We start from the raw sequence: 21,456 nt of genomic DNA, 5'->3' as shown, positions 1-21,456 counted from the left end.
TCCTTAGTTTCTAAAATTCCAATCAAATCCCCTTTGGAACTACTCGTTTTGACGGATCGCCAATGCGGAGTAGAGTCAGCCAACGACAATAAAGGGGCGTTGCTATGGAATTGTTCTCACCGGAAAACCCGGTCTTCGCCACGTACCTGATTGCCGCGTCGGTCATGGTTCTCAAGATCATGGGTCAGGGCTGGATGACAGTGTACCGCATGATGAAATCCGAAGCCGGTTTTGCCAGCCCCGAAGATCTGCGCGAAGGTTTGCTGAACAAATCGCCCTCGCCGGAACAGCTCGATATCAATGACTATGTCGACCGCTCCCGGCGGATGCACCGCAACGATCTGGAAAATATCCCGGCGTTTCTTTGTGCCGGTCTCCTGCTCGTCGCGGTCTCTCCACCCCTGCTGCTGGCGCAAGTATTGCTGTATGGATTTGTCATCGCCCGCCTGCTTCACGCCTATGCTTACGCGACGGCCAAGAGCCACGAGGTGCGCGCGACATTTTACACAATCGGTTCGCTGATCGTGATCGCCATGGCGCTTTATGTGCTGGCAAACGTGATTGTCTGAAGCTCCCAAACAAAAAACGCCCGCGGCGATCCGGCCACGGGCGCATTCGCAGATATGCAGTCTAAGATCAGCCGTAGACCGCTTCCTTGCCGAAATGCTTGACCAGCATGTAATAGACCACGGCGCGGTACTTGTTGCGCTCTGAGCGGCCGTAGGTGTCGAGCACCGAGTTGATCGCGTCCATCAACGCCGGGCCGTCGGCAAGGCCGAGCTTCTTAACGAGGAAGTTGTTTTTCACGGTCTCGAGTTCGCTTTCCTGCGTGGCCGCGACGGTCGAGGCATCGTCGTTATAAATTGCGGGACCGCATCCGATGGTAACTTTGGTCAACAGATCCATGTCCGGCGTCATGCCACACTTGTTCTTCAGATCGTCCGCATATTTTGCGATCAATTCGTCGCGCTTACCCATGTGTGTTCTCCTACCTGTCTGGCGTTTCCGCCCGTTAACAAAAAGCCCCATCCGGCGCTTGGCAAAGACTAGCGCCTGATTCTGCAGGCACAAAGGGAAAACTTGCCGCGGTTTCCCCTTCTGATCGTGCCACTTTCGGCGCGCGTCAAAACGCCTCGTGTCATGTCCGCTCATGCGCCTATACGCATAAGCGGAAAGGAGACATCCCTTGGTGCTTTCCATTCTCGCCGCCCTGGCCGAACCGACTCGCCTTGGAGCCGTGCGGCTTCTGGCGGATGGCGGTGAACATTGTGTCTGTGAATTGATGGCACATCTGAACGCGACGCAATCACGCATGTCCCGGCATATGGCGGTGCTGCGCAATGCCGGGCTGGTGCGCGACAGGCGCGATGCGCAATGGGTTCGCTATCGCCTCGATCCCGATCTGTCACCGGAAATCCGCGCAGTGCTCGATGCCGTGCTGGCGGTAGACTCCGAAGATATGGGCAAGGCTGCATGAGCACTCAAACCGAACTCCCTCCGGTTCGCCGGTCCGGTATGGTCCAGACACTGGGATTGGCGGCGGCGTTGGTTGTCTGGTGGCTGGTATACCGTCAATTGATCCCGATCTCGGAATGGCTGGTCGCTCTGCTGCCGGTCGACCGTCAAAGCCACGCCGGCGAAGCACTGGCGTTCTTCTTCTATGACGTGCCGAAAGTCATGATGTTGCTGACCCTCATCGTGTTCGCGATGGGCCTGGTGCGCAGCTTTTTCTCTCCTGAGCGGACCCGGGCGCTTCTGTCTGGCCGGGTCGAGGGGGCGGGCAACGTGATGGCCGCGGGGCTCGGCGTGGTGACGCCGTTCTGTTCCTGCTCGGCGGTGCCGCTGTTCATCGGGTTTGTTTCCGCCGGCGTGCCATTGGGCGTGACCTTCTCTTTCCTGATCGCGGCGCCGATGGTCAACGAGGTGGCGCTGGGGCTGTTGTTTGGTCTGCTCGGATGGAAGGTGGCGCTGACCTATCTTGGATTCGGTCTTGCTCTGGCGATAGTTGCCGGCTGGGTGATTGGCCGGTTTCGGCTGGAAGGCTGGTTGCAGGATTGGGTCAGGGATATTCAGTCCGGCACAGTGACGGAGCTACCGGAACAGTCTCTAACCTGGCCTGATCGCTATGAAATGGCCACGGAAGCGGTGCGCGACATTGTCGCGAAAGTCTGGATCTGGGTGATGCTGGGCATCGGCATAGGTGCCTTGATCCACGGCTATGTTCCCGCCGACCTGATGGCACGGATCATGGGAACGGACGCGTGGTGGTCGGTGCCGGCGGCCGTGGTGCTGGGAATTCCGATGTACACCAACGCGGCGGGGGTCATTCCGATCGTCGAAGCACTGCTGGGCAAAGGTGCCGCGCTGGGCACGACGCTGGCCTTCATGATGTCGGTGATCGCGTTATCGCTGCCCGAGATGATCATCCTGCGCAAGGTGCTGACCTTCCGCCTGATCGCCGTTTTCATCGGCGTGGTCGGTTCGGGCATTCTGTGCGTCGGGTTCCTGTTCAACCTGCTTTTCTGAAAGGACGCTCCATGACCATCGATGTGAAAGTCTACGGCCCCGGATGCAAACGCTGCGATACCACCGCGCAGATGGTCGCCGACGCTGCGGCAAAGCTGGGCGCCGAGGTGTCGGTAGAGAAGGTGACTGATTATGCCGCCATCGCCATGGCCGGCGTGGTTTCTACGCCGGGCATTTCGATCAATGGCAAGCTCGTGCACGCTGGCGGACTGCCGGATGACGCTGCGCTTGAGGGCTGGCTAAGCGACGCGAGATAAAGAAAACCGCCGCCCTGAATTTCAGGACGGCGGCGAAATTCCCGGAGCGCGATCGCGGAAGTCAGTACCGGTAATGCTCGGGCTTGAACGGCCCGTCTTGCTTCACGCCGATGTAGTCCGCCTGCTCTTGGCTCAGCTGGCTCAGCTTGACGCCGATGCGGTCGAGGTGCAGCTTGGCGACCTTTTCATCAAGGTGTTTGGGCAGCACGTAGACCTCGTTCTGGTAGTCCTCACCCTTCTGCCACAGCTCGATCTGGGCCAGCACCTGGTTGGTGAACGAGGCCGACATGACGAAGCTGGGGTGACCGGTGGCGTTGCCGAGGTTCAGCAAACGGCCTTCGCTGAGCAGGATGATCCGGCTGCCCGACGGCATTTCGATCATGTCCACCTGGTCCTTGATGTTGGTCCATTTGTGGTTCTTCAGCGCCGCCACCTGAATTTCGTTGTCGAAATGGCCGATGTTGCCGACGATCGCCATGTCCTTCATCTCACGCATGTGTTCGATGCGGATCACGTCGCGGTTGCCGGTGGTGGTGATGAAGATGTCCGCCGTCGAGACCACGTCTTCCAGCGTGACAACTTCGAAGCCGTCCATCGCCGCCTGCAGGGCGCAAATCGGGTCGATCTCGGTCACTTTCACCCGGGCGCCGGCACCCCGCAGCGAAGCGGCCGAACCTTTGCCGACATCGCCATAGCCGCAGACCACGGCGACCTTGCCGGCCATCATCGTGTCGGTGGCGCGGCGGATGCCGTCGACCAGGCTTTCCTTGCAGCCGTATTTGTTGTCGAATTTCGATTTGGTGACACTGTCGTTCACGTTGATCGCCGGGAACGGCAGGTGGCCTTTTTCCATCATCTTGTAGAGACGATGCACGCCGGTGGTGGTTTCCTCGGAGACGCCTTTGATCATGTGGCGCTGTTTGACAAACCAGCCCGGGCTTTCTTTCATCCGCTTCTTGATCTGGGCGAAGAGAGCCACCTCTTCTTCGGACTGCGGGGTCTCGATCAGATCGGTTTCCCCTTCCTCGACCCGCGCGCCCATCAGAATGTAAAGCGTCGCATCGCCGCCATCGTCGAGGATCATGTTACAGCCACCTTCCTCGAACTGGAAGATGCGGTCGGCATAGTCCCAGTATTCCTCGAGCGTTTCGCCCTTGATGGCGAAGACCGGCGTACCGCCGGTAGCAATGGCGGCAGCGGCATGGTCCTGGGTCGAGAAGATGTTGCACGAAGCCCAGCGCACGTCGGCCCCCAGCGCCACCAGCGTGTCGATCAGAACAGCGGTCTGAATGGTCATGTGGAGAGATCCGGCGATCCGCGCCCCTTTGAGCGGTTGCGCATCGCCGTATTCTTCCCGCAGCGCCATCAGGCCGGGCATTTCCGTTTCGGCAATGGCGATTTCCTTTCGGCCGAACTCGGCCAGGTTGATGTCTTTGACGATATAGTCCTGGGTCACCTCGGGTGCCTCCGTGAAAGTCCTGTTGCCCGCGGGTTATCATTCCGGAACAGATCAGGCAATGTCGCTCACTGCCAGATCCGAGCGTCCGTTGCGTCGCGCCTTGTGACACAAACCAATGAGTGCTGTTGTCCTTGAAGTTCATCCATTCGGACCGGTCTGCGTCACGGAAGAGCGGAAGGGTTCAGTGCAGACGCTTCAACGGTTTTCAGCCCTGTGCATCGCCATGGCCATGGCGCGGTTCGGATTCGATGGGTCTGCGGAGGCATCCGACTGCGATGGCCTGATCCAGTCGATGCGCGACCGGCTGGCCAAGGGGCGGGCCTTTCTCGTCCAGATCCCCAAGGCCGGAGAGCGCGGCGGATTTACGAACTATCTCGCGACGCGGCAAAAGGCCGAACCTGCCTAAAGGATCATCCTGCTTCTGGCGGAATGGCGCAGGCTCGAGGCGGACATTTCCGATCTGCAAAACATGGCCGCACAGTCGCAGGGATCGGCAGACGGCTCCGCATCGTCCGGCGCGACTTCCGGATCCGATACCGCAGGTCTTTCGACCCAACCGGTCACACAAACAGCCTTCGATCCGGATCGCTGCATGCAGTTTGCCGGCGTCGATCGGCTGTATGTTCTGGGCGAGAAAGCCAAAATCTCCTAAGGTGCCGGTGCACACAGCGTCACCCCTAGCGGCGACTTTTACGGTCATCAGACCAGCTACACCATTGCCTGGACCGCTCCGCCGGAAATTATTTGATCAGGTCAGAAAATCGATATCGGACTGAACGTCCAGGGCACACCGATTCCAGATGCTGGCCGGGATGCATTGGCCGCGATCAGCCTAAGCGGGCTGCGGTTCGGCGAGACCGCGTGCGCCGAGCGGATGAATATTGGCTTTTCCTAGCACGGCTCGACCCTTGCACCGGATCAGTCGTCGCACTCGAATTCGTGCTCCTACACGCTGCCGGATATCTCCTCGGGATCGCAGAAACTACCAATGTTCGAAGCGAACATGAGCACCTCTCCCGGTTTCGGCAAAGTCATCTGCTTCTACGAATGAGCCGCCTGCCGCGAGTGGTCAGCCCTCGATGCCTGGGCGCATCGCGTCCGGTCCACGTTCGATCCAGTCCGTGCCGGTCGCCAGGATGCAGCTCATCCCGTCGGCCCTGGTGGTGATCACGGTGAAGGTTCCGGTTTCGGGAGAGGCCCAGACCTCGATCATGGTGGCGGTGTCGTGAAGCCCGCCGGCGGTCAATTGTTCGGCGTAGTCATGTTGCAGGCGCGACACGACATGCGCGCGGGCGGCGCAGTCCTCGGCGTGGGCCGGGAATGAGGTAACCAGCGCACCAAGGCCAAGCCCAACAGCGATCAGACGCTTGAACATCGTTTTCCCCTTTGCTGCTCGGTTTGTCAGGGGCGCGCCGGCTGGAGGGATGGACCGGCGCGCCCGACTGTTTCTTGTTGTTGGGATCTTGGTGCTGTGCATATGGCTTCATTATGTTTTTGCACGTCACCACCGGCAGCTGGCGATCCGATCATGTTGAACCTGCGCCTGGAATGTGGTCTTCCCATGCCGGAATTGTGGCAAAACTGAGGCAAGCTTAACGGATGGCGGAAAATGGCCGGTAGATCTTCCCCACCCCGTGCGTGGCAACGAATGTTGTCGGGACGGCGGCTTGACCTGCTCGATCCCACGCCGATGGATATCGAAATCGAGGACATCGCCCACGGCCTCGCCTTCGTGGCGCGCTGGAACGGGCAAACCTATGGCGACTGGCCATATTCGGTGGCTGAGCATTCACTGCTTGTTGAGGCGATTTTTGCAAGGTTAGAGCCGAGATCGGCGGCGAAATGGCGGTTGGCGGCACTGCTGCACGACGCCCCGGAATACGTGATCGGCGACATGATTTCGCCGGTGAAAGCAGCAGTGGGACCAGGCTATGGCGCGCTCGACGAACGGTTGAGTGCGGCGATCCATATCCGCTTCGGTCTGCCGGCGGCGGTACCGGTGGCGGTGAAGAAGAAGATCAAGGCGGCCGACCGGGTCTCGGCCTGGATGGAGGCAACACAGATCGCAGGATTCACCAGGGCCGAGGCCGACAAGTTCTTCGGCAAGCCCGATCCGCGGCTGACCGAAGGACTCGACATCCATCTGCGTCCGCCGGTCGAAGTGCGGCGCGATTTCACCACCCGACACGAGGCGCTTCTGGCCGAAATGGGACCGGCACGATGATCCATGTCCGCCGTGCGGCCCCTGCCGACACGCGGGCTATGGCCGAGCTACTGAACGCGATTATCGAAAAAGGCGGCACCACGGCTCTATCAGAGACTGTTTCGGCCGAACTCCTGTCAGACTGGATGGCCGGTGACGGTGTGCGCGGAGCCTGGCACGTGGCCGAGGACGAAGGTGGCGCGCTTTTGGGGTTCCAATGGATCGGCCCGCGTGACGACCTGCCGACGGATGCATGCGACATCGCCACCTTCGTCAAGCCGGGACAAACCCAGCTGGGGATCGGCTCGCAACTGTTCGAGGCAACGAAATCCGCCGCCCGGGCCCTGGGCTATGAATGGATCAACGCCGCAATCCGTGCGGACAACGCCGGAGGTCTCGCCTATTACCAGTCACGCGGGTTTGAGGACTGGAAGCGGCCCGGGAATGTGTCTCTGATCAACGGCAAAACGGCGAACCAGGTCTTCAAGCGCTACGACCTGGGGTAGCGGCTTTCTCGTCGCGCTCAATGATAGCGCGGCAGGGTCGTGACCGACCGGGTGCATCCTCTGCCGGATCCCGCGCCGGTCGCGGGATGGTACCCGGCCGCTAACGCGGGCTGCGTTTGGCCAAGATCCGTTGCAGTGTCCGGCGATGCATGTTGAGCCGCCGCGCTGTCTCGGACACGTTGCGGTCGCACAGCTCGTAAACCCGCTGGATATGCTCCCAGCGCACACGATCGGCGCTCATTGGGTTTTCCGGCGGCGGTGGCAACTCGTTTTCACCTGCCAACAGGGCATTCGTGATGTCCTTGGCATCGGCGGGTTTCGAAAGATAGTCGGTCGCCCCAATTTTCACCGCCGCGACAGCGGTGGCGATGGCGCCATAGCCTGTCAGCACGACGACCCGGCAGTCAGGGCGCTTCTCGCGCAGCACTTCGACCACGTCGAGCCCGTTGCCATCCTCAAGCCGCAGGTCGCAAACCGCGTAAGCCGGGGGCCGGGCAGTCGCGATGGCCTTGCCGGCAGCAACCGAGCTTGCGGTTTCCACTTCGAACCCGCGTTTTTCCATGGCTTTTGCCAAGCGACGCAGGAAAGGCTCGTCATCATCGACGATGAGAAGCGAATTATCCTCACCGATTTCCATGAGCTCTTCGGACAAACCGGACTCCTCTCCGTTCGCGCAATCCTTTCCAGCGGTTTTATCCCGCGTCTGGGCTTGCGTCAAACAAAGCGCACACTCAGCGCGCGTCGAGGAAACATCCGATCCGGTCGGCCGTCTGTTCCGGTGTCTCGTCACGCCTGAAAAGACCGACCAACCCTTCACCGGGAAAGACAAGATAGCTCCACGTGGAATGGTCGATCAGGTAATATTCCTCGTCGCCCTCTTCAGGCTCCTGCTTCTTGTAGTAGGTACGATAGGCCTGGCTGGCCGCGGCCACCTGTTCGTGGCTGCCGGTCAGGCCAAGATAGCGCGGCGTTTCCAGGTTGCCTGAGACGGAATCCACGCCATCGATGATCGAATCCAGGGTTTCCGTGAAACTGCGCAGCATCTCGGGCGTATCGCGGTCCGGATCGACCGAGATGAAGATCGGTTTGATCGTCTTGCCGCGTTGATCGAGAATCCCGACCGCCTCGGCGTTGCGCGAATTGTCGAGCGGACAGACATCCGGGCAGAAGGTGTAGCCGAAATAAAGCAGCGACGGCTGGTCGATCACCTCTTCGCTGGACACGGTCTTGCCGTTGAAATCGACAAGGGTGAACGGCCCACCGATCGATCCGACGCCGCCGGCGGCCTGGGTCGTGCGGCATTGGGCATATTTGTCATCCGGACCCCAGCCGCCCATGGTGAGCGTCACCATCGCCACGATTAGCAGGACAACGGCAACGACGGCGCCCCAGGCATAGTATTTCGTCACTGCATTCTCCTTTCGCGGGCTGAACCTGCCATTGATCGGGCCTCGCGTCACATCTATCAATCGTGGGACGGGATGCAATTGGACGAAGGCGCGCAGATGGCAGACGCGGCAATGAGCCTCATCGGAGAGCGGCAGCGCGGTAACTGGATCAGGCTGCGCACCGTGATCTGGCTGCGCTGGGCGGCGATTATCGGCCAGTTCGCGGCGCTGATGGTGGCGCAGCACTACTACCGCCTGCATCTCGAGGTCGGTCTGTTTTATCTTGTGATCGGGCTAGCGGCGATCGCCAACCTGGTGGCGATGTTCATCTTTCCCGAAAACAAGCGGCTCTCGGAGCGCGAAAACCTGCTGATGGTTCTGTTCGACCTGCTGCAGCTTTCGGCGCTGCTCTACCTGTCCGGGGGCCTCAACAACCCGTTCGCGCTTCTGATCGTTGGGCCGGTCACCGTCTCGGCCGCGGCTCTGTCGACTCGCAGCACCGTATTCCTGGGGGCAACGGCGATCCTGATCGTGTCGCTTCTGTCCACCTTCCATCTACCGCTAAGGACTGCCGAAGGCTTCATCCTGCAGATCGGCGAACTGTTCGTCTTCGGCAACTGGGCGGCCATCGTGATCGCGGTGGTGTTCCTGGCGGTCTATGCCCGGTGGATTTCGTCGGAAATCTATTCGATGTCCGAAGCGCTGCAGGCGACTCAAATGGCCCTGGCCCGCGAACAGAAATTGTCGGACCTGAGCGGGGTGGTGGCGGCCGCGGCGCATGAGCTCGGGACCCCGCTGGCGACCATCAAGCTGACCTCGTCGGAACTGATGGAAGACCTGGCCGATCAGCCGGATCTTCTGGAAGATGCGGCTCTGATCAACCAGGAAACCGATCGTTGCCGCGATATCCTGCGCTCGATGGGCCAGGCCGGAAAAGACGACCTTTACATGCACAAGGCACCGCTGATCACGGTAGTGGAAGAGGCCGCCGCACCGCATATGGACCGCGGCAAGACAATCCATTTCGAAACCATGTCGCATCTGGGCACCGAGCTGCCCCAGCCGATGATCGCGCGACGGCCGGAGATCGTGCACGGGCTGCGCAACCTGATCCAGAACGCGGTGGACTTCGCCGACGCAAATGTCTGGGTCGGCACCGACTGGTCCAAAGGCAAGATCACCGTGCGCATCCAGGACGACGGCCCTGGCTATCCGACACAACTGATCGGACGTATCGGCGATCCGTTCATGCGCCGCAGCAAGCGGGACCGGGCGGCACGGCCGGCATACGAGGGCATGGGTCTCGGGTTGTTCATCGCCAAGACCCTGCTGGAACGCACGGGCGCCGATCTGACCTTCGCCAATGGCGCCGATATGCAGAATGCCGATGCCCTGTGCACCGAGCGGTGCGGCGCCTTGGTCGTGGTTAGCTGGCCGATTGCTAAAATCGACGCGCGTTTCGGCGAAGGCGCCATGCCGCTGGGCCAGAACAAGCCGTTCGAAACCTGACCTTCAGGCCGGTGTCCACCGACATCGAGGGATCCAGCCCGTGTCGGACCACGACGCCTGGACGTTCAAAGAAAACTCCGGAAAAACCTGGGCACCCCGGACCGTTTACCGGTTGTTAACCCTTTCCCGACACCTTCAACACGGGTCCGACGCGCGTGTTGGGGACAAAAGAGGATGGGGATGGGATTGATGAGCTTCGCCGCAATGGCGGCGCTGTGTCTGACAACGGCACTTTTGGCGTTGATGCTGTTTTCGCGACTCGGCGGTCGCGGCACCCACCGCGACACCCGTCCGGAAAGTGCCCTGTGCTTTCTGCTCGACGGTGATGACATCGCCCATGCCACTGCTGCGGGCAATCAGGTACTCAGCGAAACCAGCACAAGGAAGGCGCGTGACTGGTATTCGATCTGGCGCGGGTTTGCCCAGCGGTTTCCCGATCTTCCGAACACCGCAGAAGAAGCCTTTAAACTGGCCCCGGCGAGGCTGCAGGCAAGAGATTCCGAAGATCCGGCGCATCTGTTGCTGGAACCGGTAAGGGGCAAATTGCGGGTCGAGCTGTTCGATCCGGTACATCCGACCTCGGCCGACCGGCATCTGCGTATCCATCATCTCGAACGGCTCACCCACGTCGAAATGATGGCCAACATGTTCCCAATTCCGGTCTGGTCACAATCGGACAAGGGACGGATCGACTGGGGCAACAAAGCTTATTTCGACCTGGCGGAGCGGGCCGGTTGCCCGGCGAAAGACGCGGTCCTTCCTGATTTCGATTTGCTTATCGACGCGGAAGAAGGCAGCAAAAACGAACGCCGGATGTTACAGGACCGCAGCAGCGGACGATCGCATTGGTTCAGCATCACCAGGTCGTGGACCGGCAACGGTCATACCCTTGGGTTCGCCATCGATATCGACGCCCTGATCGAAGCCGAGGTCGCCCAGCGCAAGTTCGTACAGACCCTGACCAAGACCTTTGCCCAGCTTTCCACCGGACTCGCGATTTTCGACCGCGAGCGCCAACTCGCTTTGTTCAACCCGGCGTTGGTCGACCTGCTGGCGCTGCCCGCCGACTTTCTGTCGGCCCGTCCGACACTGCTGACCTTTTTCGATACCCTGCGCAACAACCGGATGATGCCCGAACCCAAAGATTATGCCAACTGGCGGCATCAGATCACCGATCTGGTGATTGCCTCGGTCGACGGGCGCTATCACGAGACCTGGACCCTGCCTTCGGGCCTGACCTACCGCGTCACCGGGCGGCCTCATCCTGATGGTGCCATCGCACTTCTGTTCGAGGACATCTCGGCAGAAGTGTCGCTCACCCGGCGGTTCCGCTCGCAACTGAATCTGGGGCAGTCGGTGATCGACACGCTGGACGAGGCGATCGCAGTTTTTTCCGACACCGGCGTTTTGACCATGTCGAACGAGGCGTTTCGCGCCCTCTGGTACGTCGACCCGGATACGAGTTTTGCCGAGTTCACAATCCGCGATGCCCTGCGGCAATGGCAGACCCTTGCCGCAGGAGGGCCTTTCTGGGAAAGGTTGCGTGACTATTTCGGCAACCCGAATGACCGGTCGGAATGGTTCTCTGACGTCACAATGAATTCGGGCGACAGCCTGGAATGTCGCGTGGCCCCGATTTCAGGCGGTGCGACGCTGGTCGGGTTCCGTCTGCGGCCGGTTCTCGAGCCGGCCAAGACCACGGCCGGTGACGACAGCACCTGAGGCTGCGCGCCGGGCGATCGGGCTTGCAGCGCGGGGCAGGGCGGGTAATCTCGCGCCATGCCGGTTGCCCCGTTTCACCTGACCCTGCCCTCGCCCGAACTGACCGCACGGCTGGCCGTGCGGATCGGGTCGCTGTTGCGGCCGGGTGATGTGATCTTGCTGTCTGGCGGAATCGGCGCCGGAAAGACGCATTTCGCGCGCGCGCTGATCCAGTCATTGCAGACGGTACCCGAAGATGTGCCTTCGCCGACCTTCACGCTGGTGCAGGTCTATGACACAGAGAAAGGCGAGCTTTGGCACAGCGATCTCTACCGGCTGAGCCACCCTGACGAAGTGATCGAACTGGGCCTGGTCGAGGCTTTCGAATCCGCAATCTGCCTGATCGAATGGCCCGACCGGCTGGGCGATCTGGCGCCGCACAGCGCGTTATCACTGAGCTTTTCCCTGACAGAGGCCGAAGACAGTCGCGAGCTGGATGTCAGCTGGACCGATCCGGATTGGGCCGCACGGCTGGAGGGGCTTGCCGATGTCGCCGCGTGACGGGTTGGCCCGAATGTTTCTCGAGGCGAACGGCTGGGCCGCGGCCGCCCGCGCACCGCTGGCCGGCGATGCCTCGAACCGCCGCTACGAGCGGCTGTCGCATCCGAGGCTTGGATCGGCTGTTCTGATGGACGCGCCGCCGGACAAAGGCGAAGACGTCCGGCCTTTCGTGCGTATTGCCACGCACCTGACGTCGTTGGGTCTGTCTGCCCCCCGTATTCTGGCGCAGGACGAGGCGCAGGGGTTCCTGCTGCTGGAAGACCTCGGCGACGGTCTTTTTGCGCGGGTGATCCGAGATGACCCGACACTGGAGCGGCCGCTTTACGAGGCGGCGGTGGATGTTCTCCTGTCGCTGCATCGCGCGCCATTGCCGCAAGACCTGACGGCCTACGCACCGCCGCTCATGACCGATATGGCCGCCCTTGCGTTCGACTGGTACGGCACCCATGGCGACAGGCCGAACGCGACAGCGCGCGCAGCATTCACTGCCGCCTTCCTGCCGCTTCTGGAAAAGAGCGCCGGCGAGCAATCGGTTCTGATCCAGCGTGACTATCACGCCGAGAACCTGATTTGGCTGCCCGACCGCAAAGGCCCGGCGCGGGTCGGGTTGCTGGATTTCCAGGACGCGATGACCGGGCATCCGGCCTATGATCTGGTATCGCTTCTCCAGGACGCCCGCCGTGACGTACCGCGAGAGATCGAAGCCGGGATGATCGCTCGGTATCTCGCCATATCAGGCCTTAACAGAGACGTTTTCGACGCTGCCTACCATCTTCTGGGCGCGCAACGGAACCTCCGGATCATCGGGGTGTTCGCCCGGCTTTGTCTGCGCGACGGCAAGGCACATTACGTTGATCTGATCCCGCGGGTCTGGGGTCTGCTTATGCGTGATCTCGACCATCCGGCACTGACCGCGGTGGCGCCGCTGCTGCAAAACTCCCTACCCGCCCCGAACCCTGACCTTCTCAGATGGCTGAAGAAAAGATGCGGAACCATCCAGACGCTCTGATGCTGTTTGCGGCCGGGTTCGGCACGCGGATGGGGTCGCTCACCGCTGAGCGGCCGAAGCCAATGATCGAAATTGCGGGGCGACCACTGATCGATCACGCTCTCGAACTGGTGGAGCCGTTGCAGTTGTCCCGCATCGTGGCCAATCTCCATTATTTACCCGAGCCGCTGATCGCCCATCTCGAACCGCGCGGCGTCGCCCTCTCGCTGGAAGAGCCGGAAATACTCGAAACCGGCGGCGGGCTGCGGCGCGCGTTGCCGTTGTTGGGCGAGGGACCGGTTTTCACCATGAACACCGATGCGATCTGGCGCGGGCCAAATCCACTGGAATTGCTGCGCGGGGCGTGGAACCCGGATATCATGGATGCGCTTCTGATGTGCGTCCCACAAGGCAACGCCTTCGGTCATGCCGGCGCGGGCGATTTCCTGCTGGACAAGGCCGGCCGCCTGAGCCGCGGGCCGGGCCACGTCTATGGCGGCGTTCAGATCATCAAGACCGACGCGCTGCACGAGATTGGGAAAAGCGCTTTTTCCCTGAACCTGCTCTGGAACCTGATGCACGATGCCGGGCGACTCTTCGGGCTGGAATATCCGGGGCGCTGGTGTGATGTCGGTCGGCCAGACGGCATTGCGCTGGCCGAGCGCCTATTGGAGCGGGGCGATGTTTGAGCCGCAGGACAAAGCCCGGGTTTTCGCCCTGGCGCCGGGGGTCGATTTTCCGCACGCATTGGTGGACGGGCTGACGACACGAACCAGCGACAACGGGCCGCTCGCTCTGGCGCGAGTCGAATTGATCGTTAACACCCGCCGCATGGCACGCCGTATCCGCGCGCTGTTCGATGCGGGACCGGCAACGCTTTTGCCGCGCATTCGACTCGTCACTGATCTCGGCGAAGATGTCGCACTGGATCGGATTCCACCTGCTGTGTCGCCGCTGCAGCGACGGCTGGAACTGGTACAGCTGGTGGCCCGATTTCTTGATGCCGCGCCCGATTTCGCGCCACGTTCGGCGCTCTACGATCTGGCCGACAGCCTTGCGGCGCTGCTGGCCGAGATGCAGGGCGAGAGTGTCCCGCCTGACCGGATCGCAGAGCTTGAAACCGAGGATCAGTCGGGTCACTGGGCACGGACAACCGCCTTCCTGTCGATTGTTCAGCAATATTGCGACGCCAGCCATGCGGCGCCCGATCCCGAGGCGCGGCAGCGACGGATCGTCGAACACCTGGCGCAGAAATGGAAAACATTCCCGCCCACGCATCCGGTGATCGTGGCCGGATCGACCGGATCGCGCGGCACGACGCAGCTTCTGATGCAGGCCGTTGCGAAATTACCGCAAGGGGCGCTGGTGCTGCCAGGGTTCGACTTCGACATGCCCGAGGCGCTTTGGGCCGAACTCGACGACGCCGCGCTTGCCGAAGACCACCCACAATACCGCTTCCGGACCCTGATGCGTGGCCTGGATCTCGCGCCTGTCGACATCCGGCCCTGGAGCGCGGCGCCACCACCCTGCCCGGCCCGCAACCGTCTGATCTCGCTGGCGCTGCGGCCGGCCCCGGTGACCGACCAGTGGCTGCGCGACGGCCCGATGCTGAAAGGTCTCGACACCGCCACGCGCGGCGTCACGCTGGTAGAGGCGCCCGGCGCCCGGGAAGAGGCGCTGGCGATCGCGCTGCGGCTACGCCAGGCGGCCGAGGATGGGCAGAAAGCGGCTCTGATCACGCCCGATCGCATGCTGACGCGTCGGGTCACCGCGGCGCTCGACCGCTGGAGTATCAAGCCCGATGACAGCGCCGGGGAACCGCTGCAACTGTCGCCCATCGGTCGGCTGATGCGCCATGTGGCGGTTCTGTTCGAGGAGCGGCTGACGGCCGAGAGCCTGCTCACCATCCTGAAGCATCCGCTGACCCATTCCGCCGCCGGGCGAGGCGATCATCTCCGGTTGACGCGCGAATTCGAACTGCATCTGCGGCGTAAGGGACCACCCTATCCGGACGCGAGGGCTGTGCGCGCCTGGGGCGCGGCGCAGGGTGCGGAGGACTGGGCCAGCTGGGTGGCGGATACCTTCACCGGCCGCGAGCTTCCGGGCGATCTGGCTTTCACCACCCGGCTCGAGGCGCATCTCAACCTCACCATGCTGGCTGTCCAAGGCAGTGACAGCTCGGTCGAGGCTCACCTCTGGGCCCAAGCCGACGGCCAGGCGGCGAAACATCTGATCGACGCTCTACTCGAGGCCGCTCCGGCCGGTGGGGCGCTGTCGGCTTATGACTATGCCGACCTGTTCGGCGCAGTGCTGTCCGGCGGCGAAGTGCGCGAGGTCGAGACACCACATCCCGACATCCTGATCTGGGGCACGCTCGAGGCGCGGGTGCAGGGCGCCGACCTGCTGATCCTTGCCGGTCTGAATGACGGTAACTGGCCCGAAGCGCCCAGCCCCGATCCCTGGCTGAACCGCAAAATGCGTCTCGAGGCGGGTCTGCTCCTGCCCGAGCGCCGAATCGGGCTGTCAGCCCACGATTTCCAGCAGGCCGTGGCTGCGCAAGAAGTGTGGCTGACACGCGCAACCAGATCCGACGAGGCGGAAACCGTGGCCTCACGCTGGCTGAACCGACTGACAAACCTTCTCGCCGGACTGCCCAAACAAGGCGGTGCAGCGGCGCTTGAGGCGATGCGAGACCGCGGGCGGCACTGGCTGGCGCTGGCCGCGGCAACGGAAGACACCGCCGAGGCACGCGCCGTGCCGCGCCCGGCGCCGCGCCCACCGGTGGCGGCCCGGCCAAGGAAGCTGTCCGTCACCGAAATCCAACGCCTGATTCGTGATCCCTATGCGATCTATGCCCGTCATGTCCTGAAGCTGCGCCCGCTCGAGCCGCTGATGCGCACACCGGATGCATTGGTGCGGGGGATCGTCACCCATGACGTGATGGAACGGTTCATCAAGGACAGCGTCGCCGGCGCGCCGCTTTCCCGCGATCGGTTGATCGACACCGCGCGCGCGGTGCTCGAGGCCAAGGTTCCCTGGCCGGCGGCCCGGCTGATGTGGCTGGCACGGCTCGAGCGCGTGGCGGACGCCTTCCTGAGCGACGAACGTCGCAGACGCGAAACCGGTGATCCGGTCGCGTTCGAACGAGACGGCGCACTCCCTATGACGGCGCCAGAATTCGCCCTGACCTGCCAGGCGGACCGGATCGATCGCGGTGCCACCGGCGGCTTGCGGATCTACGACTACAAGACCGGCGCGCCGCCGTCGAAAGACCGCCAGACACATTTCGACAAGCAGCTCTTGTTAGAGACTGTTATTGCCGAAAACGGTGGTTTCTCGGGCCTTGAACCGGCGCCGGTCGAAACTGCCTGCTATATTGGGCTGGGCACCCGACCCGGCGAGGTGCCCGCGCCGATCGGCGAGGAGCCGCCCGAGAAGGTCTGGGCTGAATTCCGCGCCCTGATCGCCAGCTACCTGTCTCCCGATCAGGGCTTTCTGTCACGCCGCGCGATGTTCGAAGCGAGGGAAAGCGGCGACTATGATCAGTTGGCCCGGTTCGGGGAGTGGGACATCACGCAGGAACCGGTGGCGGAGGATTTGACATGACCTCAGCGAACGCAATTCCTTACGATGACGCCACCCGCGCCCAGATCTATGCCGCCCGGCCGGACCGCTCGACCTGGCTGTCGGCCAATGCCGGGTCCGGCAAGACGCGGGTGCTGACCGACCGCGTCGCCCGACTGCTGCTGGACAAGGTAAATCCGCAGCACATTCTCTGCTTGACCTATACCAAGGCCGCCGCGTCGGAAATGCAGAACCGGCTGTTTGCACGGCTTGGGGAATGGGCGATGCTGCCGGATAAGGGCCTGCAGAAGCAATTGCGTGATCTCGGTGTCACCGAGACGGTTTCGCCGGAAAAACTCGCCGATGCCAGGCGGCTGTTCGCCCGCGCCATCGAGACGCCGGGCGGGCTGAAAATCCAGACGATTCACGCCTTCTGTTCATCGGTCCTGCGACGCTTCCCGCTCGAGGCGCAGGTTTCACCGCGTTTCACCGAAATGGACGATCGCGCCGCCGCCCTGTTGCGGCAGGATATTCTCGAGACCATGGCGGAAGGCGAGGACCGCCCGCTGGTCGCAGGTATCGCCGCCTATCTCGGCGGGGATGACGGGCTCGACCAGCTCACCGCCGAAATCTGCGGCCGTGCCGAGGCATTTGCCGAGGATGTCAGCTTCGATACGCTGCTGGTGTCTGTCGGGCTGGCCCCGGATTTCGACGAGGCGGCGCTGCAGGCAGAGGTTTTCACCGGTGACGAGCCAGAGATCCTGGCTGCGCTGATGCCGGTGCTGCGGGCCGGCTCGACGAACGATGTGAAAGCCGCCGAAAAGCTCGATCAGATCGGCTCGTTCAATCTTGAAGCTCTACCGATCCTTGAGTCCGTTTTCCTGACGGGCGCCAAGGCAAAAATCCCGTTTTCAGCCAAGACAGGCTCTTTCCCGACCAAGAACAGCCGCGACAGTCTCGGCCCGGCGGTAGACCAACTGAATGCCCTGATGCAGCGGGTCGAAACTGCGCGCGGCAAGCGGATCGCCCTGGCCGCGGCGCGACAGAGCCTGGCGCTGCACCGCTTTGCCCGGGTTTTTCTGCGCCGTTTTGCGGCGCGGAAGCAGGCACGCGGCTGGCTCGATTTCGATGATCTGATCCAGCGCACACGGTTGCTCCTGAACGACCCGCGCGTCGCTGCCTGGGTGCTTTACCGGCTGGATGGCGGGATCGACCATATCCTGGTCGACGAGGCGCAGGACACTTCGCCGGCGCAGTGGAACGTGATCGAGCGGCTGGCCCAGGAGTTTACCGCCGGGATCGGTGCCCGGGCGGAGGTGCTGCGCACCATTTTCGTGGTCGGGGACAAGAAGCAATCGATTTATTCCTTCCAGGGCGCCGACCCGCGCGAGTTTGACCGGATGCAGGCGGAGTTCACCGCGCGGCTTCGGGAAACCGGTCGGCCGTTGAAAACCGCGGTTCTGAAATACTCTTTCCGCTCGGCCGCCGCGATCCTGATGCTGGTCGACAAAACCTTCGAAGACCGAACCAACGCGGGTTTTGCCGCCGATCAGACCCACAAGGCCTTTTTCGATGCCATGCCGGGACGGGTCGATCTCTGGCCGGTGGTCGAGAAAACCGAGAAGCCCGAGAAAAAGGACTGGCATGATCCGGTCGACATGCTGGGCCCGGATGAGCCGGTGTCGATCCTCGCCCGGCAGATCGCGTCAGAGATCGCCGCGATGATCAGACAGGACCGGATTCCGGTGAAACAGGGTCGAAATGGCGCGTTTGCGCTGCGCCCGGTGCATGCCGGAGATTTCCTGATCCTGGTGCAACGCCGCTCCGAGCTGTTTCACGCGATCATTCGCGAATGCAAGGCGCGCGGCCTGCCGATAGCCGGGGCCGACCGGTTGCGGATTGGTGGGGAATTGGCCGTGCGCGACATCGCTGCGCTGCTGCAGTTCCTGTCGACGCCCGAAGACGACCTGTCGCTGGCCACGGTGTTGAAGTCGCCGCTTTTCGGCTGGACCGAGCAGCAATTGTTCACCCTGGCGCACGGGCGCAAGGGATACCTCTGGGAATCCCTACGCGCCGCCGCCGGCCAGCATCCCGCCACCCTGGCGGTACTCGACGATCTGCGTTCCGCAACCGACTTCCTACGACCCTTTGACCTGATCGAGCGTATCCTCACCCGGCACGACGGCCGGCGGAAGCTGCTGGAACGGTTGGGACGCGAAGCCGAGGACGGCATCGATGCGCTGCTGGCGCAGGCGCTGGCCTACGAGCACGCCTCGGTGCCCTCGCTGACTGGGTTCCTGGTCTGGCTGGAAACCGACGAAGTCGAGATCAAGCGACAGATGGAAAGCGCCGGCCGCCAGATCCGGGTGATGACGGTGCACGGCGCCAAGGGGCTGGAGGCTCCGATCGTGATCCTGCCCGACACCGCGAAGCGTGACATTCGCATCCGCGACGCGCTGCTGCAGGGCGACCATGTCTTCTGGCGGCCACCCGGTGACGACACCCCGCCCGAGCTTGCCCGGCTGATCGAAGCGCGCAAGGCACGCGAAGCCGAGGAGCGCGAGCGGCTGCTTTACGTAGCGATGACGCGGGCCGAAACATGGTTGATCGTGGCCGCGGCGGGTGATGTCGGCGACGACGGTGAGAGCTGGTATCAGAAAATCGCCGCCGCAATGGTGGCTCAAAGCGCCGAGCCACGTGACTTTGCCCAAGGCCCAGGTTTGCGGCTGGATCACGGCAATTGGGCTGGGTTAGAGCCGGTTTCCAGCGAGGAGCCGGTCCCCGTCAGCGTCGCGTTACCGGACTGGGTCACGCGACCGGCCCCGTCTGTCGAACTGCGGCCGAAGACCCTGTCACCGTCGGATCTGGGCGGCGCCAAAGCCCTGCCCGGAGAGGCCGGGCTCGATGAAGAGGCGGCGCTGCGATACGGGCGGCAGCTGCATCTCATGCTCGAAATCCTGCCTGCGCATCCGCCGCAAGACTGGGCCGATCTGGCGGCCCGGCTTCTTGCAGAAGGGCCGGATGCGGCCCACGGCGACGACTTGCTGGCGCTTCTCGAAGAAGTGCAAACCGTGTTGCGCCAACCCGGGCTTTCGTCGCTCTTCGCCCCAGATGCTTTGGCAGAGGTTCCGGTGAGTGCCGCCCTGCCCGATCTCGGCGGCCGCCGCATTCACGGCGTCATCGACCGGCTTGTGATCCGGGGTGACGAAGTTCTGGCGGTGGATTTCAAGACCAACGCCGTCGTGCCGGAAACGCCGGAGGCCTGCCCTGACGGACTGCTGCGGCAAATGGGCGCTTACGCCGGGGCACTGTCGCAGGTGTTCCCCGGAAAAACCATCCGGGTTGCGCTGCTTTGGACCCGAACCGCGAGCCTCATGCATCTGCCACACGATCTGGTGATGCAGGCCTTGCGCTCCACCCAGATGCTTGACGCTCTGGCAACGGAGACCTAGGTTCGCCCCCAATGCTCGAAACCCCTTTCTCAGGAGAATGACATGGCAACCGTTGCTGTCACAGACGCCACCTTCGACGCCGAAGTGAAGAATTCCGATATCCCCGTCGTGGTGGATTTCTGGGCCGAATGGTGCGGCCCCTGCAAGATGATCGGCCCGGCTCTGGAAGAGCTGGCGGTCGAGATGGGCGGCAAGATCAAAATCGCCAAGGTAAATGTCGATGAAAACCCGATGTCGCCGGCGCAACTGGGCGTGCGCGGCATCCCGGCGCTGTTCATCTTCAAAAATGGTGAAGTGGTGGCCAACACTGCCGGCGCTCGGCCCAAGGCACAACTGCAAAGCTGGATCGAAAGCGCGATCTGAGCCTGTTCGCACAAGGTTGACGGAAAGCCCTGCCCCGGCGGCAGGGCTTTGTCGTTATACCGGCCAGCCAAAGCCGCGCAGCCGGGCGGCAATCTTCTCTTCCGCCTCGGGACGGCCCGCATTGATCGCCATCTTTTGCAGAAACCACCAGACATAGGCATCGAAATCCGGGTGGTGGAGGGGAGCGGCCCGTATCGCCTTGGCGGGGCTGCTGTCATAGGGCTTGAGGGCGATGTGATGAAAATCGATCCGGCCAAACAGCACCAGGGGTTTAGCGAAGACATACCCGGCCAGTCCCACGGACGAGTTTTGCGTCACGACATAATCGCAGCCCGGCAATAGTGTCGCCATCCCGCCCATCTGCACGGCAAAGCGCGGGTTTCGGTGTTCTAGCTTGTCGAGCGCCGCAATATCCTCGGCGCTGTAACGCTCGCCGGGATGAAGGCAGGCGAAGACCGGTCGGTCGCGATCATGGGCGAGCACGGCGCGGATCATCTCGATCGGCGTGCAGGATTGGAACGAACGCCGCTCGAGCAGCCGTCCCTGCAAAGGAATGTAGACGTGGCCGGTTGGGCCAGGCGCCCAGCCTTCGAACCACTTCCTGCGCCAGCGATTGACAAAGCTCGCGGCGTCGCGGGCGGGCACATCGGCAGGGTCGAAAACCGCTTTGGCAACATCGAAGTCCCAACGCTTCGCCGTGCGCTCGATCGACCAGAACGGATAGTAATAAGCGCGCCGCACGGTGACCGCGTTCTGATGCGGCGGCGGATCCATGTGCAAGACCGCGTATTCCTCGGAAGGATCCGAGACCGCAGCCTCTTTGGCATCCCGAAATTTTAGCGTTATGCCCGCGGCGCGGCCGACGGCAGCGACCTTGTTCAGGAAATTGTGCTCTCCCGCTTCGGCGCTCTGTTTCAGGCCGGGCTCGAGATAGAAGCTCATCACACGGGGGCGTTGCATGGTCCACACGCTAGGCCGC

21 protein-coding genes are annotated in these 21,456 nt (G+C 62.5%); 15 read left to right on the top strand and 6 right to left on the bottom strand.

Going from position 1 to position 21,456, the window contains the following annotated elements:
* Positions 1-104 precede the first annotated feature (104 nt).
* Positions 105-569: an MAPEG family protein gene (locus tag NO357_RS10520; RefSeq protein ID WP_306735630.1), complete on the top strand. Its 465-nt coding sequence runs from the start codon at positions 105-107 to the stop codon at positions 567-569.
* Between the two features lie 67 nt (positions 570-636).
* Here the strand turns inward: NO357_RS10520 and NO357_RS10515 are convergent, their stop codons facing one another.
* Positions 637-978: a DUF2853 family protein gene (locus tag NO357_RS10515; protein WP_306735629.1), complete on the bottom strand. Its 342-nt coding sequence runs from the start codon at positions 976-978 to the stop codon at positions 637-639.
* 208 nt (positions 979-1,186) lie between these two features.
* Here NO357_RS10515 and NO357_RS10510 point away from each other — a divergent pair, with 208 nt between their 5' ends.
* Genes NO357_RS10510 through NO357_RS10500 form a run of 3 tightly spaced genes read left to right on the top strand, consistent with a single transcriptional unit; the run spans position 1,187 to position 2,783 of the window.
* The gene (locus tag NO357_RS10510) at positions 1,187-1,477 is read left to right on the top strand and encodes an ArsR/SmtB family transcription factor (RefSeq protein WP_306735628.1); all 291 of its coding nucleotides are present in this window, start codon (positions 1,187-1,189) and stop codon (positions 1,475-1,477) included.
* The gene (locus tag NO357_RS10505; RefSeq protein WP_306735627.1) at positions 1,474-2,526 is read left to right on the top strand and encodes a permease; all 1,053 of its coding nucleotides are present in this window, start codon (positions 1,474-1,476) and stop codon (positions 2,524-2,526) included. Before NO357_RS10510 ends, NO357_RS10505 begins: the two co-directional genes overlap by 4 nt.
* 11 nt (positions 2,527-2,537) lie before the next feature.
* Positions 2,538-2,783 carry a thioredoxin family protein gene (locus NO357_RS10500; RefSeq protein ID WP_306735626.1) on the top strand — a complete coding sequence of 82 codons (246 nt, stop codon included), beginning with the start codon at positions 2,538-2,540 and terminating at the stop codon, positions 2,781-2,783.
* A 61-nt stretch (positions 2,784-2,844) separates the two neighbouring features.
* On the opposite strand, the gene ahcY is transcribed toward NO357_RS10500, so the two are convergent.
* On the bottom strand, positions 2,845-4,239 hold the full coding sequence (ahcY, locus tag NO357_RS10495) for an adenosylhomocysteinase (RefSeq protein ID WP_306735625.1): 1,395 nt from the start codon (positions 4,237-4,239) through the stop codon (positions 2,845-2,847).
* Between the two features lie 187 nt (positions 4,240-4,426).
* On the opposite strand from ahcY, the gene NO357_RS10490 reads away from it, so the two are divergent.
* Positions 4,427-4,648, top strand: coding sequence for a hypothetical protein (locus tag NO357_RS10490; protein WP_306735624.1), 222 nt, complete (start codon positions 4,427-4,429; stop codon positions 4,646-4,648).
* A gap of 663 nt (positions 4,649-5,311) precedes the next feature.
* On the opposite strand, the gene NO357_RS10485 is transcribed toward NO357_RS10490, so the two are convergent.
* The gene (locus tag NO357_RS10485; protein WP_306735623.1) at positions 5,312-5,617 is read right to left on the bottom strand and encodes a hypothetical protein; all 306 of its coding nucleotides are present in this window, start codon (positions 5,615-5,617) and stop codon (positions 5,312-5,314) included.
* Positions 5,618-5,851: 234 nt separating this feature from the next.
* Between NO357_RS10485 and NO357_RS10480 the strand changes: the two genes are divergently transcribed.
* Complete coding sequence (locus tag NO357_RS10480) at positions 5,852-6,466, top strand: HD domain-containing protein (protein WP_306735622.1); 615 nt, start codon at positions 5,852-5,854, stop codon at positions 6,464-6,466.
* Entirely contained in the window at positions 6,463-6,951 is a 489-nt protein-coding gene (locus NO357_RS10475) for a GNAT family N-acetyltransferase (RefSeq protein WP_306735621.1), read from the top strand. The genes NO357_RS10480 and NO357_RS10475 overlap by 4 nt, the downstream gene beginning before the upstream one ends.
* A 100-nt stretch (positions 6,952-7,051) precedes the next feature.
* On the opposite strand, the gene NO357_RS10470 is transcribed toward NO357_RS10475, so the two are convergent.
* Together NO357_RS10470 and NO357_RS10465 are read right to left on the bottom strand one after the other, a co-directional pair.
* Positions 7,052-7,588 (bottom strand): ActR/PrrA/RegA family redox response regulator transcription factor, encoded by a 537-nt coding sequence (locus tag NO357_RS10470; RefSeq protein ID WP_376744377.1) that lies wholly within the window; start codon positions 7,586-7,588, stop codon positions 7,052-7,054.
* Positions 7,589-7,682: 94 nt separating this feature from the next.
* Positions 7,683-8,360 (bottom strand): SCO family protein, encoded by a 678-nt coding sequence (locus NO357_RS10465; protein ID WP_376744369.1) that lies wholly within the window; start codon positions 8,358-8,360, stop codon positions 7,683-7,685.
* Positions 8,361-8,456: 96 nt separating this feature from the next.
* Between NO357_RS10465 and regB the strand changes: the two genes are divergently transcribed.
* From regB to trxA, 8 genes are all read left to right on the top strand, one after another.
* Positions 8,457-9,848: a sensor histidine kinase RegB gene (gene regB / locus NO357_RS10460; protein ID WP_306735619.1), complete on the top strand. Its 1,392-nt coding sequence runs from the start codon at positions 8,457-8,459 to the stop codon at positions 9,846-9,848.
* Positions 9,849-10,037: 189 nt separating this feature from the next.
* The gene (locus NO357_RS10455) at positions 10,038-11,570 is read left to right on the top strand and encodes a PAS-domain containing protein (protein ID WP_306735618.1); all 1,533 of its coding nucleotides are present in this window, start codon (positions 10,038-10,040) and stop codon (positions 11,568-11,570) included.
* 57 nt (positions 11,571-11,627) lie between these two features.
* Entirely contained in the window at positions 11,628-12,110 is a 483-nt protein-coding gene (gene tsaE / locus NO357_RS10450) for a tRNA (adenosine(37)-N6)-threonylcarbamoyltransferase complex ATPase subunit type 1 TsaE (RefSeq protein WP_306735617.1), read from the top strand.
* Positions 12,097-13,119 carry an aminoglycoside phosphotransferase family protein gene (locus NO357_RS10445; RefSeq protein ID WP_306735616.1) on the top strand — a complete coding sequence of 341 codons (1,023 nt, stop codon included), beginning with the start codon at positions 12,097-12,099 and terminating at the stop codon, positions 13,117-13,119. The genes tsaE and NO357_RS10445 overlap by 14 nt, the downstream gene beginning before the upstream one ends.
* Entirely contained in the window at positions 13,095-13,787 is a 693-nt protein-coding gene (locus tag NO357_RS10440) for a nucleotidyltransferase family protein (protein WP_306735615.1), read from the top strand. Before NO357_RS10445 ends, NO357_RS10440 begins: the two co-directional genes overlap by 25 nt.
* Positions 13,780-16,704 (top strand): double-strand break repair protein AddB, encoded by a 2,925-nt coding sequence (gene addB, locus NO357_RS10435; protein ID WP_306735614.1) that lies wholly within the window; start codon positions 13,780-13,782, stop codon positions 16,702-16,704. The genes NO357_RS10440 and addB overlap by 8 nt, the downstream gene beginning before the upstream one ends.
* Complete coding sequence (addA, locus tag NO357_RS10430; protein ID WP_306735613.1) at positions 16,701-20,114, top strand: double-strand break repair helicase AddA; 3,414 nt, start codon at positions 16,701-16,703, stop codon at positions 20,112-20,114. Before addB ends, addA begins: the two co-directional genes overlap by 4 nt.
* A gap of 42 nt (positions 20,115-20,156) precedes the next feature.
* On the top strand, positions 20,157-20,477 hold the full coding sequence (gene trxA, locus NO357_RS10425; RefSeq protein ID WP_306735612.1) for a thioredoxin: 321 nt from the start codon (positions 20,157-20,159) through the stop codon (positions 20,475-20,477).
* 54 nt (positions 20,478-20,531) lie between these two features.
* Here the strand turns inward: trxA and NO357_RS10420 are convergent, their stop codons facing one another.
* A complete protein-coding gene (locus tag NO357_RS10420; protein ID WP_306735611.1) occupies positions 20,532-21,437 on the bottom strand; it encodes a hypothetical protein in 906 nt (301 codons plus the stop codon).
* Positions 21,438-21,456 lie beyond the last annotated feature (19 nt).

Source organism: Marimonas arenosa, assembly GCF_030848945.1.
Classification (GTDB): domain Bacteria; phylum Pseudomonadota; class Alphaproteobacteria; order Rhodobacterales; family Rhodobacteraceae; genus Marimonas; species Marimonas arenosa.
This window is presented reverse-complemented; position numbering and strand designations above follow the sequence as displayed.

Coding starts and splice junctions, on each gene's coding strand:
- NO357_RS10520 (WP_306735630.1), top strand. CDS start 105: ATGGAATTGTTCTCACCGGAAAACCCGGTCTTCGCCACGTACCTGATT.
- NO357_RS10515 (WP_306735629.1), bottom strand. CDS start 978: ATGGGTAAGCGCGACGAATTGATCGCAAAATATGCGGACGATCTGAAG.
- NO357_RS10505 (WP_306735627.1), top strand. CDS start 1,474: ATGAGCACTCAAACCGAACTCCCTCCGGTTCGCCGGTCCGGTATGGTC.
- NO357_RS10500 (WP_306735626.1), top strand. CDS start 2,538: ATGACCATCGATGTGAAAGTCTACGGCCCCGGATGCAAACGCTGCGAT.
- NO357_RS10485 (WP_306735623.1), bottom strand. CDS start 5,617: ATGTTCAAGCGTCTGATCGCTGTTGGGCTTGGCCTTGGTGCGCTGGTT.
- NO357_RS10480 (WP_306735622.1), top strand. CDS start 5,852: ATGGCCGGTAGATCTTCCCCACCCCGTGCGTGGCAACGAATGTTGTCG.
- NO357_RS10475 (WP_306735621.1), top strand. CDS start 6,463: ATGATCCATGTCCGCCGTGCGGCCCCTGCCGACACGCGGGCTATGGCC.
- NO357_RS10470 (WP_376744377.1), bottom strand. CDS start 7,588: ATGGAAATCGGTGAGGATAATTCGCTTCTCATCGTCGATGATGACGAG.
- regB (WP_306735619.1), top strand. CDS start 8,457: ATGGCAGACGCGGCAATGAGCCTCATCGGAGAGCGGCAGCGCGGTAAC.
- NO357_RS10455 (WP_306735618.1), top strand. CDS start 10,038: ATGAGCTTCGCCGCAATGGCGGCGCTGTGTCTGACAACGGCACTTTTG.
- tsaE (WP_306735617.1), top strand. CDS start 11,628: ATGCCGGTTGCCCCGTTTCACCTGACCCTGCCCTCGCCCGAACTGACC.
- NO357_RS10445 (WP_306735616.1), top strand. CDS start 12,097: ATGTCGCCGCGTGACGGGTTGGCCCGAATGTTTCTCGAGGCGAACGGC.
- NO357_RS10440 (WP_306735615.1), top strand. CDS start 13,095: ATGCGGAACCATCCAGACGCTCTGATGCTGTTTGCGGCCGGGTTCGGC.
- addB (WP_306735614.1), top strand. CDS start 13,780: ATGTTTGAGCCGCAGGACAAAGCCCGGGTTTTCGCCCTGGCGCCGGGG.
- addA (WP_306735613.1), top strand. CDS start 16,701: ATGACCTCAGCGAACGCAATTCCTTACGATGACGCCACCCGCGCCCAG.
- trxA (WP_306735612.1), top strand. CDS start 20,157: ATGGCAACCGTTGCTGTCACAGACGCCACCTTCGACGCCGAAGTGAAG.
- NO357_RS10420 (WP_306735611.1), bottom strand. CDS start 21,437: ATGCAACGCCCCCGTGTGATGAGCTTCTATCTCGAGCCCGGCCTGAAA.